Source organism: Clostridium sp. CM039, assembly GCF_055081075.1.
This window is the reverse complement of the sequence record NZ_CM143649.1, coordinates 620,992-636,776: the sequence shown is the minus strand read 5'-3', so window position 1 is coordinate 636,776 and position 15,785 is coordinate 620,992. Positions and strand designations below refer to the sequence as shown.

Below are 15,785 nucleotides of genomic sequence, written 5' to 3'. Positions count from 1 at the left end.
TAAATAACATCAATAAATCATTTCTAATTAAATTAATAAGTTTTTTTTTAAAAGTCTTCTAGAAATCGAATATTTATGATATTTACCCATTATTTTATTTTTTATTATCATGCAATACTTGATCAATTACAATTACCATTGCTAAGGTAAACGCATAATTTTCTTCTTCATTGATGGCAATTTCATAAGTATCTCCCCACGAAAGCCATTTTTTGTTTATTTGCGCAACTATACTACCATTTTTCACTATTGAAAAATCATGAGCAAAGAAGTCTCCTTCAATCTCGTAATTACCCATATCGCTTTCTATATGGAATTTATTACTAAATAAAGTGAATTCTTTTTTCACTTTGGCAGCATAGTTTCCGCTTAAATATATATTATATTCCGGCAGTAACTTAAATAACTTCTGCTCAATGTATATAATTTCATTATTATTCATATCATAAATTCTAAGTTTATTTCCAAATGTGAAAATCTTTCCTTCTACATTGAATACATCATTACCTGAAACATCTTTAATACTAAAACTGTCACCTATTGAGAATATCTTTTCTCGGATATAAAACTTCACACAAACTCCCCCAATAACATTTATTCCTATATATTTTATTATACATTATAAATATAGTTCCATTAGTTCTAATTTGATTTTACCAAAACCTACATGCATTATCAATAAAACTAAGAAGTTCAAATGGAGGATACGGTTAATTTTTTTCATATATACTTATATTAAAATGGAGCAAAGTTGATAGCTTTGAGGTATCATTAGCTTTTTCTCTCATTGCATTATCAATAGTCCAATAGTAAGGAGTCATTGCAATAAGACTCTTTATATCTTCAGCATTTCCGACATCGATGCTGTACTTAACTTCCACGCTCTGAGTTAACTTAAATCCATCAAATGTTGTTACTTTTTCCTCATGTTTTCTAGCATTTACATATAATATTTCTTTTAAACCATATAAATGTTGAACTCCAGGAGTTATAACAACTAGCTTACCGTTATCCTTTAGAACCCTATTAAGCTCAGTCTCATCTGAGGGTGCAAAATTTCTTATAATGATATCTATAGTGCCTGGCATTATGGGTAGGTTAAAATTACTACCTACTATAAATTTTATTTTTTTATCTCTCTTAGTTGCATAAGTAACTGCAGCTTTCGAAATATCTACGCCAAAAAAATCAATTTCTTTATTTCGGGTGTAGCTAGCTTCTTTTCTATGTATGGCTTCCTTTAATCTGCATAAAAAATATCCTTCTCCACACCCAGCATCAAGTATATTTATATTATTTCCATTTATATTTGATATTATTACATCATTTAGTTTATCAGAAAAAGTGTGATAATACCCTTTATTTAAAAAGTCTCTACGCCCTTCCATCATTTCTTTGCAGTCACCAGGGTCTTTTGTTTTCTTTTGATTAGCAAGCAAAAGATTAATATGTCCTTTACTTGCTATATCATAACTATGATTATTTAAACATACATATTGTTTTTCATACTTTTTTAAACTTAAGTTGCATACGGGACATTTTAATATAGATTCTTTATTTTCTATTGTCACAAAATCACTGCCTTTCTTTAATTTTCTTTAATTTTAGAATGGTTTTTTCGCTAAACTCTACTCCAATTGAATCTAATATAAACATAAATATTGGGATTCCAAGGAGCAGACCCCAAATTCCCATAAAATGCTCTGACACTATTAATGTTACAAAAGTAAAAAATATTGGAAGATCGGTGGTATCAGACATAAACTTTGGGTTTAAAATATAACTTTCAATAGCATGAATTATAAAAATCATAATAAGCACAAATATTACTTTAACTAACCCGCCCATTTTAAAAGCAATTAAACATAGGGGAATTAGCGAAATAAATAACCCCGCCACTGGTATAAGACTTAAAATAAATATCATAAATGCAAGAGCGAATAATTTCGGAAATCCCATTATAGTTAATCCTATCACTGATAATACTGTATTTGCAATGGCTATCATTATTTGAGCCTGTATTACTTTACCAAAGGAATTTAAAAAATTATTACCAAAATAGCTCAAATAATTATATGCCACAGATACTTTACTATATTTAAACTTATGTACAAATTTTAACACGCTGTCCTTCTCTAATATAAATACTAAGCTTAGTAAAAGTGCCATAAAAAAATTAAAACTCCATTTTCCAAAATTAGTTACAAAAATCATAATACTTTGAATACCCGATTTAGCATAATTTGCAATATTAATTTGATTAAACATCGGTGCTAAATACTTCGTAAATCCTTTTGTATTTTCAGAAAAATTAATATATTCCATCTTGCCTAAAATAGATATACTTTCAGAAATAGCAATTGGTATATATTTTACTGCTAGAAGGACTATTGTTACTGTCATAAACATATATATAATTATAGTAATAATAGTTGGATTTACTTTTACTACTCTGTTAATTTGCTTAACTAATAAACTTTGTAGACTATTCACTAAATAAGTAATCATAAATGTTAATAGAATCAAATTAAAAATGGATCTTATTAAATATGCAAATAATATTATTGCTAAAAGCAATAGCATTTTCTCTACGGTTTTTCTATTAAATAACTGTGTTATTGTTTGCATTTAAGGCGCTCCTTCATCTTTTTTATTGTTTTTTGTTAAAATTTATTGAGATTTATTTAAACATTTTTTTAATTTTTTCGCTATAATAAATTATTTTTCGGCTATTTCATTATATCAAATTGTTTAACTTATTTCTATTAATTACTATGTACTAAATTTAAAATTTTATAATACACGAAGAATAAGAAAAATGGTGTATAATATATATACTAATAAGAAAGTTTGGTGATGATAATAAATGAAACCTGTAATTATGTTTGTAACTGAATGGTGTCCATATTGTAAAAAAGCACTTACTTGGATGGACGCTATAAAAAAACAAAATCCAGAATACGCTGGTATTGATATTAAAATAATTGATGAAGAGCTTCAACCGGATATAGCAAAACAATATACATACTATTATGTCCCTACCTACTATGTTGACGGAGTTAAAGTTCATGAAGGCGTTGCCTCTAAAAATATTATTAATGGTATATTTGAAAAGGCCTTAAAATAATTTTAATAAACTAAAAATGTAAGAAGATAATTTTAAATTATCTTCTTACATTTTTTTAATTTCATGTATATCTTTTTAATCGCGGGATATACTATTATTGTAGTCGACAAACAAACATTAAACTTATAAAAGGGAGATGTTAGTTATGTTAATAAGTAAACCACTTGTAATTTTAAGCGTAGGCAATATTGCTGGGGCTAAAAATGGGGACTACTAAGTAATTCCGTATGAAAATTAAAATACGGAGTTATAAATCCATATTTTATATGGATTAGTAAAGCCAATGATTATTTTATATAATCATTGGCTTTATGTTTTTTATCTTGTTGATCTAAAATTTTTAGGCTGCTGACTCCCACCCTGATTTCTTCCATTTCTTCTAGCATTGCCTGATTGTTGAGGCTTTCTTGTTGAAGGTTTATTTGCCTTATCATTACTTGCTATTACAGGTTCATTACTTGCAGGATAAGGATGATCTTCAATTACTGGTATTGATTTTGATATAACCTTTTGAATATCCTTAAGAAAAGGTTTTTCTTCTTCATCGCAAAACGAAAGTGCAACTCCACCAAGTCCTGCCCTACCAGTCCTTCCTATTCTATGAACATAAGTCTCTGGTATATTTGGCAAATCAAAATTGATTACATGAGATAATTCATCAACATCAATACCTCTCGCTGCTATATCTGTTGCGACTAATACTCTTGTTATACCCGACTTAAAATTATTTAAAGCAAGTTGCCTAGCACTTTGAGATTTATTACCATGAATAGCTTGTGCTTCTATTCCTACATTGTTAAGGTCCTTCGTGATTTTATTTGCACCATGCTTTGTTCTTGAAAATACTAAGGCAGAAACTATGGACTTATCTTTTAGCAAATGAATAAGTAGCGGTTTCTTATCTTTTTTATCCACAAAATATACTGATTGTTCAATAAGCTCAATGGTAGATGAAACAGGTGTCACTGCTACTTTTACTGGATCCACAAGAATAGAATCAACTAGCTTTGAGATTTCTGGTGGCATAGTCGCTGAAAATAACATAGTTTGTCTAATTTTAGGTAGTTGCGCTATAATTTTTTTTACGTCACGCAAAAATCCCATATCAAGCATACGGTCTGCCTCGTCAAGTACAAACATTTCCACATGGTGTATGTTAATGTATTTCTGTTGCATTAAATCGAGTAATCTACCAGTAGTGGCAATTAAAATATCTACTCCATCTTTTAAAGCATCAGTTTGTTTTTTTTGTGATACGCCTCCGAAAATAACTGCACTAGTAAGATTCATGTGTTTACTATAGGCTGTAAAACTTTCTCCAATTTGAATTGCTAGTTCCCTAGTAGGTGCGAGTATTAAGGCCTTTATATTTTTAGGTCCCTTTATAACTTTTTGCCTCCCACAAAGAATTTGCAGTATAGGAATAGCAAAAGCCGCTGTCTTTCCAGTGCCTGTCTGAGCACAGCCTAGAAAGTCTTTTCCTTCCAATATAGTAGGAATTGCAGCTTCTTGTATAGGCGTAGGTTGCACATAACCTTCAGTTTTTAAAGCCTTGTTTATTGGTGTAATAAGATTTAAGTCTTCGAATAACATTTTTTTCTCCTTTGGAAGTGGCTGTCTTTGACTTTAAATGTCACAAATCACTGATATCCTGTTATGAATTTTCCCGAAAATTGGAAACAACAACTTTCTTACATGATTATATTGCATCTAAGAAACCACCCTTTTATTAGTGATATGAGCATATTTAGGCTGATTTTTCTTCATTTAGCTCCGACTTTGTAGGTCTATGATGTATAAATAAATATGTTTCTTTTATATCAACTTCAATCTTATAACTGTTTTAATTCAACTATTCGTTGCACTCATATTTTTTTATTATAACATATTTCGACTCTTGTTGCTATTCTTCTATTTTCCATAAATAATGTTGAATATAAATGTTAATTTACCACAAACTATATCTACAAAATATTTTTTTTACAAAAGGAGACATTTATATGAATGAAAACTTTAATTACCCTATGAACGTACCTGAGCAAAAACAAGATAAACAACCAGGATTAGAAACGCTTATGAATCCAAGACCTATTTTTGAAAATTTAAATTGCATAGGTTCTGGAAAATTAATGAATAAAGTTGCCTTAATTACAGGTGGCGATAGTGGCATTGGAAAAGCAATTGCTCTTGCATACGCCAGAGAAGGAGCTGACATAGCCATAGTATATCTTGATGAGCATGAAGATGCAGAAGAGACAAAAAAACTTATTGAAGCAAAGGGTAGAAAGTGTATTTTAATTGCCGGAGATATAGGAGACGATACCTTTTGCAATGATGCTGTAAATAAAATAATAAAAGAATTTAGCAAATTAGATATTCTTGTGAACAATGCCGGTGAGCAACATCCCCAAAATAGTATTGAAGATATTACAAAGCAGCAACTAGAGAAAACTTTTAAAACAAATATTTTTGCCATGTTTTATATGGTTAAAGCTGCATTACCCAATTTAATAGAGGGTGCTACTATTATAAATACTTCATCGGTTACAGCCTACAAAGGCCACGAAACCTTAATTGATTACTCCTCAACTAAGGGAGCAATAGTTACCTTCACCCGTTCTTTAGCTCTTTCATTAGCAAGTAGAAAAATACGAGTTAACTCAGTGGCTCCAGGCCCCATATGGACACCTCTTATACCGTCTTCCTTTAGCGCAAATGAGGTTGGTAAATTTGGGAGCAACACTCCTATGGGAAGGCCAGGTCAACCTGTAGAACTCGCTGAAACTTATGTGTTTTTAGCTTCCGAAGGTTCTTCATTTATAAGCGGTGAAACTATTCATGTAAATGGAGGCAATATTATAAATGGTTAATACCTGGTATCATCCAGCTTACAAGTGGCATGTTTCTTATCATAACTAAATAGGAAAATACAAAATAGGCGTCAATTTTTTGAGGCCTATTTTGTTCGCTTTGTGGTACCTTTATTTCTACCTCTCTCCTTTTGCAATTTTTTTAAAATTTATAATTATTTTATTTCTATTGGAAATAGCTTCACTTAATTTGTTAATATATCCACACATATAATAATAGTACATTGGCAAATATATATACCAATAGTATTATTAATAAGTAATTTGATCCTTGTATATTTTTTAAAAATTTCTTAAAATAATTTATTTTTTAAGGAGGAAGATATTATCAAAATCAAAATTTTTACTTTCACACTTTTTGTTAGTTTACTTCTTGATATTTGCAATATGACAATAGCCTCGGCTACAAATTTTACTTTTACAGATCAAAACGCTAATAAGTATAACATAATAATGAAGCAAGACCTACTCTGCCTAATGATAGCTTATCCTGAATATATTACAAATATTGAAGAAAATAATGGACACGTATATTTAATAATGAAGTCTGGAAAAAAGTTATGCTATGACGACAAGAAAGAGAAAAATTCACAAGAAAAACTATCAAACCCAGATCTTCAAGACACGTTAGATCAAATTTATCCCCTTTCTCCTGTTAAAAGCATTATGGAGTCTAATTTTGATCCTGGTCGCTTTCGGTCCTACGACTTATTATCAGAAGTTTATGGCACTTCAAAAAAAGCTGTAGAATCCAAACTTACAAAAGTCAAAGTAGGTTATAGTAATTTTCAATTCAATAATAGTAGTAGTGCATCCGATTCACTGCAATCTGTTATGAGTGAGCTAATTCCTCTTTCAGAAAGAAACCAAAATGTAAGAAGATGTCTTCTTCCCTGTAGTGGAACTTTTAATTATCGCGTAATTGCAGGTACAAATCGATTAAGTCCTCATTCTTTTGGTATTGCTATTGATCTTGCTAGTGATAAAAGTGATTATTGGAAATGGGCATCTAAAGAAGCAGGTGAAAACAGATTATCCTCATATCCGAACGAGCTTGTAAAAGTTTTTGAAAATAATGGCTTTGTTTGGGGTGGTAAATGGTCACACTTTGATATCTTACATTTCGAGTATAGACCTGAAATCATTTTAAAAGCTCGCTATTTTACAGGCAATGTAGGTTCAAAAAATGCTTGGTATGAAGGTGCACCATGGCAACAAGTGCCTATAAAGAATGCAATTGATAGAATCAATGCATTAATAAAATAATAGGAGTATAATATTATGAATTTTTGTAAAATTAAAAAGTTACAATTATCTAGAAGTAGATTACTTATATTTATCATACTTCTTTTATTAATACAGTTATATAGCAATAGTTACACATATGCTATTACGGATGATTCAAAAAAAGAAGTTACTAGTTATATAGATCAAATTTTTCAAAAAAGAAACAAAGCCCTACTTAGCGGTGATTTAAAATTAATACAGTCACTTTATAATATGGACACAAAATATGGAACTTGGGCATATGAATATGAAAAAAGAAAGATGGAGTATATTAATAATTGGGCAGAAAAACAAGGAGTTAAGTTTACACATATTATACCAACTGTAATTGTAAAAAATATTAAAGGTAGCAATAATAATCTTTCAGTTTATTTATTATGCTCCACAGAATATAAATATGAATATGAAAATCAGCCCGGACTAGAAAATACGTCTAGAATTGGAACCTATCACAATTTACAACTTATGAGTAAAGATGGTTCTTGGGTAATTTCTAAAGAATGGTATAAAGACCCTTTTGCAAACTCTTTAAACTTAGATAATATTAAGGCAGATTCTATAAAAAAATTTATACTATCCCAAAGCGCACGAGATCTATCTGCCATAGATAAAGGAAGAGTAAGTGCTATAGAATATGCTGATAAATATTGCGGGGCTGCAAGCACTGCAGAATACGAATACAAGTATAATAAAAAGTACAGAAATTATAATCCCGAAGGTGGTGATTGTGCAAACTTTGCATCACAAATTCTTTTAGAAGGAAGTAAATTCAGAAAAAATCCTGCTTGGAACTACGACAAAAATGGAGCAACAAGATCTTGGCTAAATGCGGATGGTTTTAAAAACTATATGCTATATAGTGGTAGAGCATCAATAATTTCCTATGGCAGCTATGACAAAGTATATAAAGCTAGTTATAATCTACTGCCAGGAGATTTTGTTGCCTATGAAAAGAAAAATGACATAACTCATATTTCTGTTGTTACAGGATCTGATTCAAGAGGATATTCCTTGGTCAGCTGTCATAATTCTGATAGAAATAAAGTTCCTTGGGATCTTGGATGGAGCGATAAAAACATTAAATTTTGGTTAGTTAGAGTTCATTATTAACAAAAATATTAAAACAATAAACTATAAGGAGGTAAATAATCATGAAAACTGAAGAACAAATTAAATCAGAAGTTACTAGGCAGGTTATTGATAGTATGAAAACAACTTTAAATGAAGAATTAACTGAGGTAGAGAAGGAATTTGAGGAAACTTATAAAAGCAAGCTTGAGCAAGAAATTCAATATACATTAGAACTTTCAGAAACAGGTCTTAAACACAATTCAACCAAAAACATAAAAGTAGAAAATAAAAAACTAATACAGCAATTAGATAATATAAGAAGTGAAAAGGCTAAAGTTGAGAGCAAATTAAAGACATTAAATGAATTCGAAAATTTATAGTTCCCCAGAAAGTGTCGTTGTGGCATGGTTAAGTTGACTTATTCTTTTCAATATAGTAGTATATAGTTTGATGAATAAATATTATATTATGCATAATATGTATATTTTAGTGTAGATAAGGAGAATTAACTTACCATGAATATTTCTACTAAAGGAAGATACGGTTTAAGGGCAATGGTTGATATAGCTGTGCATTCATTTGGAGACTATATACCCTTAAAGGTTATCGCTGAAAGGCAGTCAATCTCAGAAAATTATCTAGAACAAGTGTTCTCAGTACTTAGAAAGGCTAATCTTGTAAAAAGTGCAAGAGGATCCCAGGGTGGTTATACCCTATCAAAAGAAGCATCAAAAATCACAGTAGGTGAAGTTTTAAGAACCCTTGAAGGTGATTTAGATATTACTGGAGATGATGGTGGTGCCTTAGGTGTTGATAAAACCATAAAAGTTTGTATAAACACTCTAGTTTGGCAAGAGGTTAATGAACAAATTAATAAAGTTATGGATTCAGTAACGCTACAAGATCTTGTAGAAAAATATAAAAGTCTAAATGATGAGTATATCTTAGACTTTATAATATAAATGAAGAATAACAGCACTTTGGAAATCCCGGTGCTGTTATTCTTCATTTATTTTCATTAACATAAAAGAACACCTTGATTAATTCTATTCCCATAAATCTTCAGTTAATTTTTCAATTTCTCTGATTCTTTTTTTAGTTTCCATTGTATCAATAGTAATCAAACCATTATCAATACTAAGTACGTCTCCTTCTTTAGCGCTATGAGGTAATTTAATCCTTTTAATATCAATCATAGTTCTATCTTCTTTTTCACATACTGCATAACAGCCAACAAATCTATCTATTATTATTTTCATACAATCAACTCCTTAACGAGGTGCCCCCCAAACGCTACATGGTTCATATCCCGCTTTTGCATTATTCAAATTCATATGCATTTTACTTTTCTTTGAGTATCTACAACCATCACTGTGATACTTTTCACCTGTTACAGTATATACTGTAACGCTCTTATTTTGAGTTATTTTGACTTTTTCTCAAGGGATGAATTAACCACAGGGTGTTTAATATTAAACCTACCTTAGTGTATTAATAATTAATCAATACACTAAGGTGTTATACCATCATTGAACAAATTTTATTCGAATATATATTGTACTAATTTATTATCCTATAATATATTTGTGATTTTTTTCATATATTTTGTTTCTTCTTCATCTTCAATTAGTTTTTTCGCCATATCATTTTTCTTGTTATTATCAATTTTATCTTTTATACTTTTATCTAGATCAAATAAGTATGACCAGTCTTCTTCATTTATATTTTTCGGTCTATCCATCTGTAATTTATTGCATTTTAAAATTCCATTAATCAATTGTAGTTTTTCTTTGTATTCTTCTCTCTTTTCGTCAATCTCAATTTTACCCTTTAAATCTAATACTATTATTTTAAAATCAATATCTTTAATCCAAGCAGGTTTTTCCTTTTTAATTAATTCTTTCGGATTTTTAGTATAACAAAGTATTTTAAAGGCAAGTAGTTCTAATCTATATGCCTCATGCTTTAACTCATAAATTTTTTTGTCTTCCAAATATTCTAGTGGATGATTATTTATAAATTCAATTGGAGACTTTATAGAATATAATTTACTTAATAAATTTTGTAAATACAACTCTTTTAAGAAATTATAATAATCCAGCCACTTATCTTCTAACATTCCATTTTGTTTTTTTTCTTTTAATAAATCTAGTATTTTATCTGTATTAAAATAATATTGACTAGCATTGTATTTTTTTAATAATATAAATACATCAAAAATTTTATTCTGTATTATATTCCATATATCTTGCTTAATATTTTGAGGTTTATTCAAACCTAAAAGCACTGAAAAATCATTGTAATAGTTTATTTCCATAACTATTTTTTTGATTTGTTCCTCTAATACCTCTGTAGATTTTTTCAATATATAATCCCATTCATTGTTATTAATATAAGAAGGCTTATTATTATTTAAAAATTTATAGCATGTACTAAATTCAAGTTCTCTAATATTTCTAGGATTTCTGTTTTCTCCTACAAATTCATCTATAGCGACTTTACGGATATTTAACCATTTTTGTCTTGATACATAAATAGGCTTTCTTTTTTCTAATATTTTCTTACTTTCATAATATGCCTTACGTTCTAAATCATTAATTAACATATTTTTTAAGAAATTATTAAAACACTTCATCTTATCCACCTCGTATATAATTATTTTTTATCCGTTCTTACATATCCATATTATATCATAATTTACATAATATTTTATAATTATGAAAAATTTGGTTAATTGATTTATCAACTTTCTTAGTAAACCTAATATTTTTGCAAACTAAAGAACGAAAGTAGTATTTCTCCTACTCTAATTGTGTAAGTCATCTCCTGCGAATCTGCAATATTAATGACTTCAGAAGGAGATTTATACTCCCACTAAGTTTTACTCTAATGTGATATAAATATTACATTAGAGCACTCTTTCATAGGGTCTCGTATATTACCATCCTTTTTGCACGACAAAAAAAGAAGCTCATCTCTAAGCTCCCCTATTATTCTACGGGTAATCTTACCCTTAGCTACTTACCCTCAATACCTTTCATACCTTTCTCAATTTCTTGGTTTATTTTATCAGCTTGTATTTGAGTAATTACACGATTTTCTACTAATGTACCTAATCTATTAATACTACCTTTAACTTGCGACACATTTTTTGTTGCCTCTTCCATTACTTTATCTGACTGGGTTTGTGTTATTGTCTTAGCCGTAACTAGTCCTTTAAGAGTGTCAGAGTAAATTGTTTTTGTTGCTGTTGGAAGGATAGCTTTTTTAGTAGTATTAGTCGGCGACTTCATGGAATTACAAGCAGTAAATAGCAAAATAGATATACTAATTATAATAAATGTTGAAGCAATTTTTACATTCTTCATTTTTACACACCATCCTAAGATTATTTGTTCTTTATATTATTAGGATAATTGAATTAAAATATACTATTTTTGATACTATACAAATTCCTCTTATATTTACCACCATATTTTCTGTAAAATAAAAAAACACCTCCAATAACAGATACATTGTGTATCTATTATTGAAAGTGGTTAAATTCAGTATATCATTGTCTTAAATTTTCTACGGTAACATGTATATCATTATACAAACATCTAAATTTCTGATGATTGCCTGCAAACCATCTATCCCTCAAATTCCTCAGGGTACTCTGCATTGTGATAAACGTCCTGCACGTCATCATCATCTTCAAGTGCATCTATAAGTCTTTGCACTTTACCGGCGCCTTCTAGGCTAATAGGTATCATGTTATCTGGTATCATTGTAACCTCTGCAGAAGCAAATTCAAAACCCGCTGTTTCTAACACTTCTCTTACAGCTCCAAAAGTTTCTGCAGCTGTAATTATTTCAAACATTTCCTCTTCTGCATTAAAATCTTCTGCACCCGCTTCTAATGCTACCATCATTATCTCATCTTCATCCATAGTTTCATTTCTTTCTATGATGATTTGTCCTTTTTTAGCAAACATCCAGCTTACACATCCAGCCGCTCCCATGTTTCCACCATGTCTATCAAAAGCATGCCTTACAGTTGCCACACTTCTATTTTTCTTGTCCGTTAGCGTCTTAACTACTATAGCAACGCCTTCTGCTCCATAGCCTTCATAAACTATTTCTTCATAGTTTACGCCTTCAAGCTCTCCGGCACCTTTTTTTATTGCTCTAGTTATTGTCTCTTGAGACATATTATTAGATTTAGCTTTTGCAACTACATCTCTAAGATGAGCATTAATATCTAAATTAGACCCACCATTTTTAGCTGCCATTATTATTTCTTTACCTAATTTTGTGAATACCTTACCTCTTATAACATCAATCTTACCTTTTTTCTGTTGTATGTTATGCCATTTTGAATGTCCTGACATTTGATATCCCCCCCAACTAACTATTTTTCATATGAAATATTCTAACCTTCTCTAATAAATACCAATATTTCTATCAATTGGTTTTAAATACATTACATTCCCATTATATCATAGAAATAAAGCGTTTTTCAAATAAAAAAAGAAAAGTATATATACTTTTCTTACATGTGTTAAGTCATCTCCTGCGGAGCTGAAATATTGTTAAAGGATAGAGTTTATAATTTCACTATCATATAATCTATGTTCTAATTTGAAGTACATTTTTGGATCTTCTTCATAAAACAGAGCTTTTCCTGAAGTAACCTGGGTTATTTCTGCCCTTAATTTTTCTAGATTACTAAACTGACAAAGTATTTTAATCCTCACTTTGTCAGTATATTCTACGTTCTCTATATAAAAATTTTCTTTAGCACAGACATGTTGTAGCTTCCCTAGTAAATCGTATTCAATTAGTATATCTATTGAAATACCTTCAACCTTTTCCACTACCCCTGCCTCTTTAATAGCTAGTGATGCACCTTTCGAATATGCTCTTGCAAGGCCTCCAGTGCCTAGAAGAATTCCTCCAAAATATCTGGTAACTACCACCGCTACATCTGTAATATCACTTTTTTTCAAAACTTCTAGCATAGGAATTCCTCCCGTACCTTGAGGCTCTCCATCGTCACTATACCTTTGTATCCCTCTGTTTTCGCCAATTATATAGGCATAAACATTGTGTCTTGCTTGTTTGTGTTTATTTTTAACCGCTTGGATAAATTCCTTAGCCTCATCTTCGCTTTCAACCCTTTTTCCATGTCCTATAAAAATGGACTTTTTCTCTTTAAATTCAGCGATTGATTCATCTTTTATTGTAAAGTAACCCATTTCAATTCTCCCAACTATTACTGAATATTCCAAATAAAAATTTAATATCCCACTCTAATTTCTATTTATATTTGCTCCATTAGTAATAAAAACCTCTCAGCAGCATCAATTATGTATTTTTTTTCTGTGTTGTCATATATGTATTTTATTTTTGTAATAGCTTTTTCACTTTTTATTTTACCTAGAGATTTTATTGCATAGCTTATTACTTGTGGATTCTCATCCTCTAAGGCTCTAAGTAATGCTCCTTCAGCTCTCGCATCTCCCATTTTACCCATAGCTGAAACTGCCATTCTCCGTACATTTAAGAATTTATGCACGGAAGCTTTGATTAAAATGTTTAAACAAGATTTTTCTTTTAATTCTCCTAATATCCAAACTGCGACTTCTTTATCTTTAGGGTGCATCTCCACATAACTCGTTTTTATTAGCTGCGTTAATTTATTTTTATTATCCTCTTCCAATGAATTCAAGAAATAAATTTTATCCTCTTTCCCTGCTTTAGCAATACTCTTAAAAAGCTCATCAGTATCATTGCTATGCACTAAAAATCTATATTTTATTTTACCATCTATAATGTGTTTTTGCACAATGGCATTATCCAAGTTTCTAATTTTACATATGGCTTCCATAGTTTTCCCTTCCAAAAACAAGAAATAAGATATCTCTTCGTTAGAATATTTGCTAATGCACAACCAATCAACGTCCACTAATCCCTTTTTCAAAAGCTCCTCTCCTTACCTTGTAGCCATTTTTTTCTACTTTCCACTTAGTATCTCTGAAATAATATTAATTCCTTCTTCTATTTCTGGTTTTCTTATTTCTGAAAAACTTAATCTAAAGTAATCATTACCTTCTTTAGCATTTTTATAAAATAAAACCCCTGGTGTTATTAAAACTTTTCTATGCTTACACAAATAAAACAATTCCATGGAATTAATCTTCAAACCAGTAGCTATCTTAAAATAAAAATGAATTCCCCCTCCAGGGGTATAACAACTAGCCTTTGCACCCATGTTTTTTTCTATACAAGTTATCATAAAGTTATATTTGTCCTTATAAGCCATATTTAGACGACTTATATGTTCTTTCCAAAGATCCTTATTTATATATAAATCTAAAGCACGTTGCATAAGACTTGAAGTTGATATATCTGTGTTAATTTTGGAATTTTGAATATGCTCCTTGCATTTCTCTGGTGATATCATGTATCCGAGCCTTATTCCTGGTAGAAATATCTTTGAAAAACTCTTTATATAGATAACTCTATCAAATATGTCTAAGCTCTTAAAACTCTTATATTGCTTTTGGTCATATATTAGTTCAGATAAATAATCGTCTTCAACGATATAAAAATCATATAACTCTGCGAGTTCTAATATTCTTAGCTTTTTCTCCAAACTATAGGTGGCCCCTGTAGGATTTTGAAAATAACTCATGGCATAAAAACATTTTATCCTATTCTTTTTCAGTATCTCTTCAAATTGAAGTAAATTCACGCCATCCTCTAACATATCAACTTCAAATATATTTGCCCTTCTCCATTTAAAGACCGTTAGTGCCCCACCATAGGTCGGCTTTTCTACAACAACGTTATCATGAACATTTATTATAGATTTTGAAACTATATCAATACCCTGTTGCGCACCTGAGAGAATCAATATATCTTCAGTGTTTACCTTATTGTCCCAAAAAAAACTACTTATACTATTTCTAAGTCCCTCATACCCCAAAGATTCCTTATAGGCAAATGCTTCCGTGCCATCTCTATCTAATACCTCATTTAATACGTCTTTAAAGACTGTTACAGGGAAATATTCACTACTTGTAATTTCTCCTGTAAAATCTATATATTTTTTTAGGTCTTGACCAGAAATTTTTTTTAAGGTATTAGAATATTCCTTTTTAAACTTACTGTTTGTATCCCTTCGTTTAGCGTAAGTTCCGCTCCCCATCTTTTGATACGCATAGCCCTCAGCTTCAAGTTTTTTATAAGCACTAACTACGGTAACATCATTAACCACCAACAGTTTTGATAATTTCCTTATTGAGGGTAATTTTTCACCGTCGTCAACCATATTTTCATCAATCATTTTTTTTATATGCTTTGATATCTCTATATACTTAGGAATTTCGGAGATAAATTTAATTTCATACTTATGCATATCTCCACCTATCTATCCCGAAAAT

General features: G+C 30.0%; 17 protein-coding genes. 6 read left to right on the top strand and 11 right to left on the bottom strand.

The annotated features are described in order from the left end of the window. Positions 1 to 94: 94 nt before the first annotated feature. From ACWJJ2_RS02965 to ACWJJ2_RS02955, 3 genes are all read right to left on the bottom strand, one after another. Positions 95 to 574, bottom strand: a complete 480-nt coding sequence (locus tag ACWJJ2_RS02965) for an LURP-one-related/scramblase family protein (protein WP_462953813.1) — start codon at positions 572 to 574, stop codon at positions 95 to 97. 136 nt (positions 575 to 710) lie between these two features. Then, a complete protein-coding gene (locus tag ACWJJ2_RS02960; protein WP_216302779.1) occupies positions 711 to 1,571 on the bottom strand; it encodes a methyltransferase domain-containing protein in 861 nt (286 codons plus the stop codon). A gap of 4 nt (positions 1,572 to 1,575) precedes the next feature. Then, positions 1,576 to 2,628: an AI-2E family transporter gene (locus ACWJJ2_RS02955; protein WP_462953812.1), complete on the bottom strand. Its 1,053-nt coding sequence runs from the start codon at positions 2,626 to 2,628 to the stop codon at positions 1,576 to 1,578. A 238-nt stretch (positions 2,629 to 2,866) separates the two neighbouring features. Between ACWJJ2_RS02955 and ACWJJ2_RS02950 the strand changes: the two genes are divergently transcribed. Beyond that, the gene (locus tag ACWJJ2_RS02950) at positions 2,867 to 3,127 is read left to right on the top strand and encodes a glutaredoxin family protein (RefSeq protein WP_165414609.1); all 261 of its coding nucleotides are present in this window, start codon (positions 2,867 to 2,869) and stop codon (positions 3,125 to 3,127) included. A 318-nt stretch (positions 3,128 to 3,445) separates the two neighbouring features. Here ACWJJ2_RS02950 and ACWJJ2_RS02945 read toward each other — a convergent pair whose 3' ends face one another. Then, positions 3,446 to 4,720, bottom strand: coding sequence for a DEAD/DEAH box helicase (locus ACWJJ2_RS02945; RefSeq protein WP_216302777.1), 1,275 nt, complete (start codon positions 4,718 to 4,720; stop codon positions 3,446 to 3,448). A gap of 407 nt (positions 4,721 to 5,127) precedes the next feature. On the opposite strand from ACWJJ2_RS02945, the gene ACWJJ2_RS02940 reads away from it, so the two are divergent. The 5 genes from ACWJJ2_RS02940 to ACWJJ2_RS02920 all read left to right on the top strand — a co-directional run bounded on the left by ACWJJ2_RS02940 (position 5,128) and on the right by ACWJJ2_RS02920 (position 9,317). Then, positions 5,128 to 5,997, top strand: a complete 870-nt coding sequence (locus ACWJJ2_RS02940; protein ID WP_462953811.1) for an SDR family oxidoreductase — start codon at positions 5,128 to 5,130, stop codon at positions 5,995 to 5,997. Positions 5,998 to 6,474: 477 nt separating this feature from the next. Beyond that, positions 6,475 to 7,263 (top strand): M15 family metallopeptidase, encoded by a 789-nt coding sequence (locus ACWJJ2_RS02935; RefSeq protein WP_462953810.1) that lies wholly within the window; start codon positions 6,475 to 6,477, stop codon positions 7,261 to 7,263. 15 nt (positions 7,264 to 7,278) lie between these two features. Continuing rightward, complete coding sequence (locus ACWJJ2_RS02930; RefSeq protein ID WP_462953809.1) at positions 7,279 to 8,394, top strand: amidase domain-containing protein; 1,116 nt, start codon at positions 7,279 to 7,281, stop codon at positions 8,392 to 8,394. Positions 8,395 to 8,435: 41 nt separating this feature from the next. Further along, the gene (locus ACWJJ2_RS02925; protein WP_165414604.1) at positions 8,436 to 8,735 is read left to right on the top strand and encodes a hypothetical protein; all 300 of its coding nucleotides are present in this window, start codon (positions 8,436 to 8,438) and stop codon (positions 8,733 to 8,735) included. A gap of 135 nt (positions 8,736 to 8,870) precedes the next feature. Beyond that, entirely contained in the window at positions 8,871 to 9,317 is a 447-nt protein-coding gene (locus ACWJJ2_RS02920; protein ID WP_165414603.1) for an RrF2 family transcriptional regulator, read from the top strand. A gap of 84 nt (positions 9,318 to 9,401) precedes the next feature. Here the strand turns inward: ACWJJ2_RS02920 and ACWJJ2_RS02915 are convergent, their stop codons facing one another. The 7 genes from ACWJJ2_RS02915 to pdxR all read right to left on the bottom strand — a co-directional run bounded on the left by ACWJJ2_RS02915 (position 9,402) and on the right by pdxR (position 15,760). After that, positions 9,402 to 9,614 carry a DUF3006 domain-containing protein gene (locus tag ACWJJ2_RS02915; RefSeq protein ID WP_216302774.1) on the bottom strand — a complete coding sequence of 71 codons (213 nt, stop codon included), beginning with the start codon at positions 9,612 to 9,614 and terminating at the stop codon, positions 9,402 to 9,404. A 314-nt stretch (positions 9,615 to 9,928) separates the two neighbouring features. Next, the gene (locus ACWJJ2_RS02910; protein WP_220319534.1) at positions 9,929 to 10,990 is read right to left on the bottom strand and encodes a hypothetical protein; all 1,062 of its coding nucleotides are present in this window, start codon (positions 10,988 to 10,990) and stop codon (positions 9,929 to 9,931) included. A 382-nt stretch (positions 10,991 to 11,372) separates the two neighbouring features. Next, the gene (locus ACWJJ2_RS02905; RefSeq protein WP_220319533.1) at positions 11,373 to 11,723 is read right to left on the bottom strand and encodes a hypothetical protein; all 351 of its coding nucleotides are present in this window, start codon (positions 11,721 to 11,723) and stop codon (positions 11,373 to 11,375) included. A gap of 264 nt (positions 11,724 to 11,987) precedes the next feature. After that, on the bottom strand, positions 11,988 to 12,728 hold the full coding sequence (locus ACWJJ2_RS02900; protein WP_220287813.1) for a YebC/PmpR family DNA-binding transcriptional regulator: 741 nt from the start codon (positions 12,726 to 12,728) through the stop codon (positions 11,988 to 11,990). A gap of 201 nt (positions 12,729 to 12,929) precedes the next feature. Then, positions 12,930 to 13,595, bottom strand: a complete 666-nt coding sequence (locus tag ACWJJ2_RS02895) for a YigZ family protein (RefSeq protein ID WP_165413409.1) — start codon at positions 13,593 to 13,595, stop codon at positions 12,930 to 12,932. Positions 13,596 to 13,660: 65 nt separating this feature from the next. After that, positions 13,661 to 14,320, bottom strand: coding sequence for a HEAT repeat domain-containing protein (locus ACWJJ2_RS02890; RefSeq protein WP_220319532.1), 660 nt, complete (start codon positions 14,318 to 14,320; stop codon positions 13,661 to 13,663). A 33-nt stretch (positions 14,321 to 14,353) separates the two neighbouring features. Beyond that, positions 14,354 to 15,760 (bottom strand): MocR-like pyridoxine biosynthesis transcription factor PdxR, encoded by a 1,407-nt coding sequence (gene pdxR / locus ACWJJ2_RS02885; protein WP_165413407.1) that lies wholly within the window; start codon positions 15,758 to 15,760, stop codon positions 14,354 to 14,356. Positions 15,761 to 15,785: the final 25 nt, after the last annotated feature.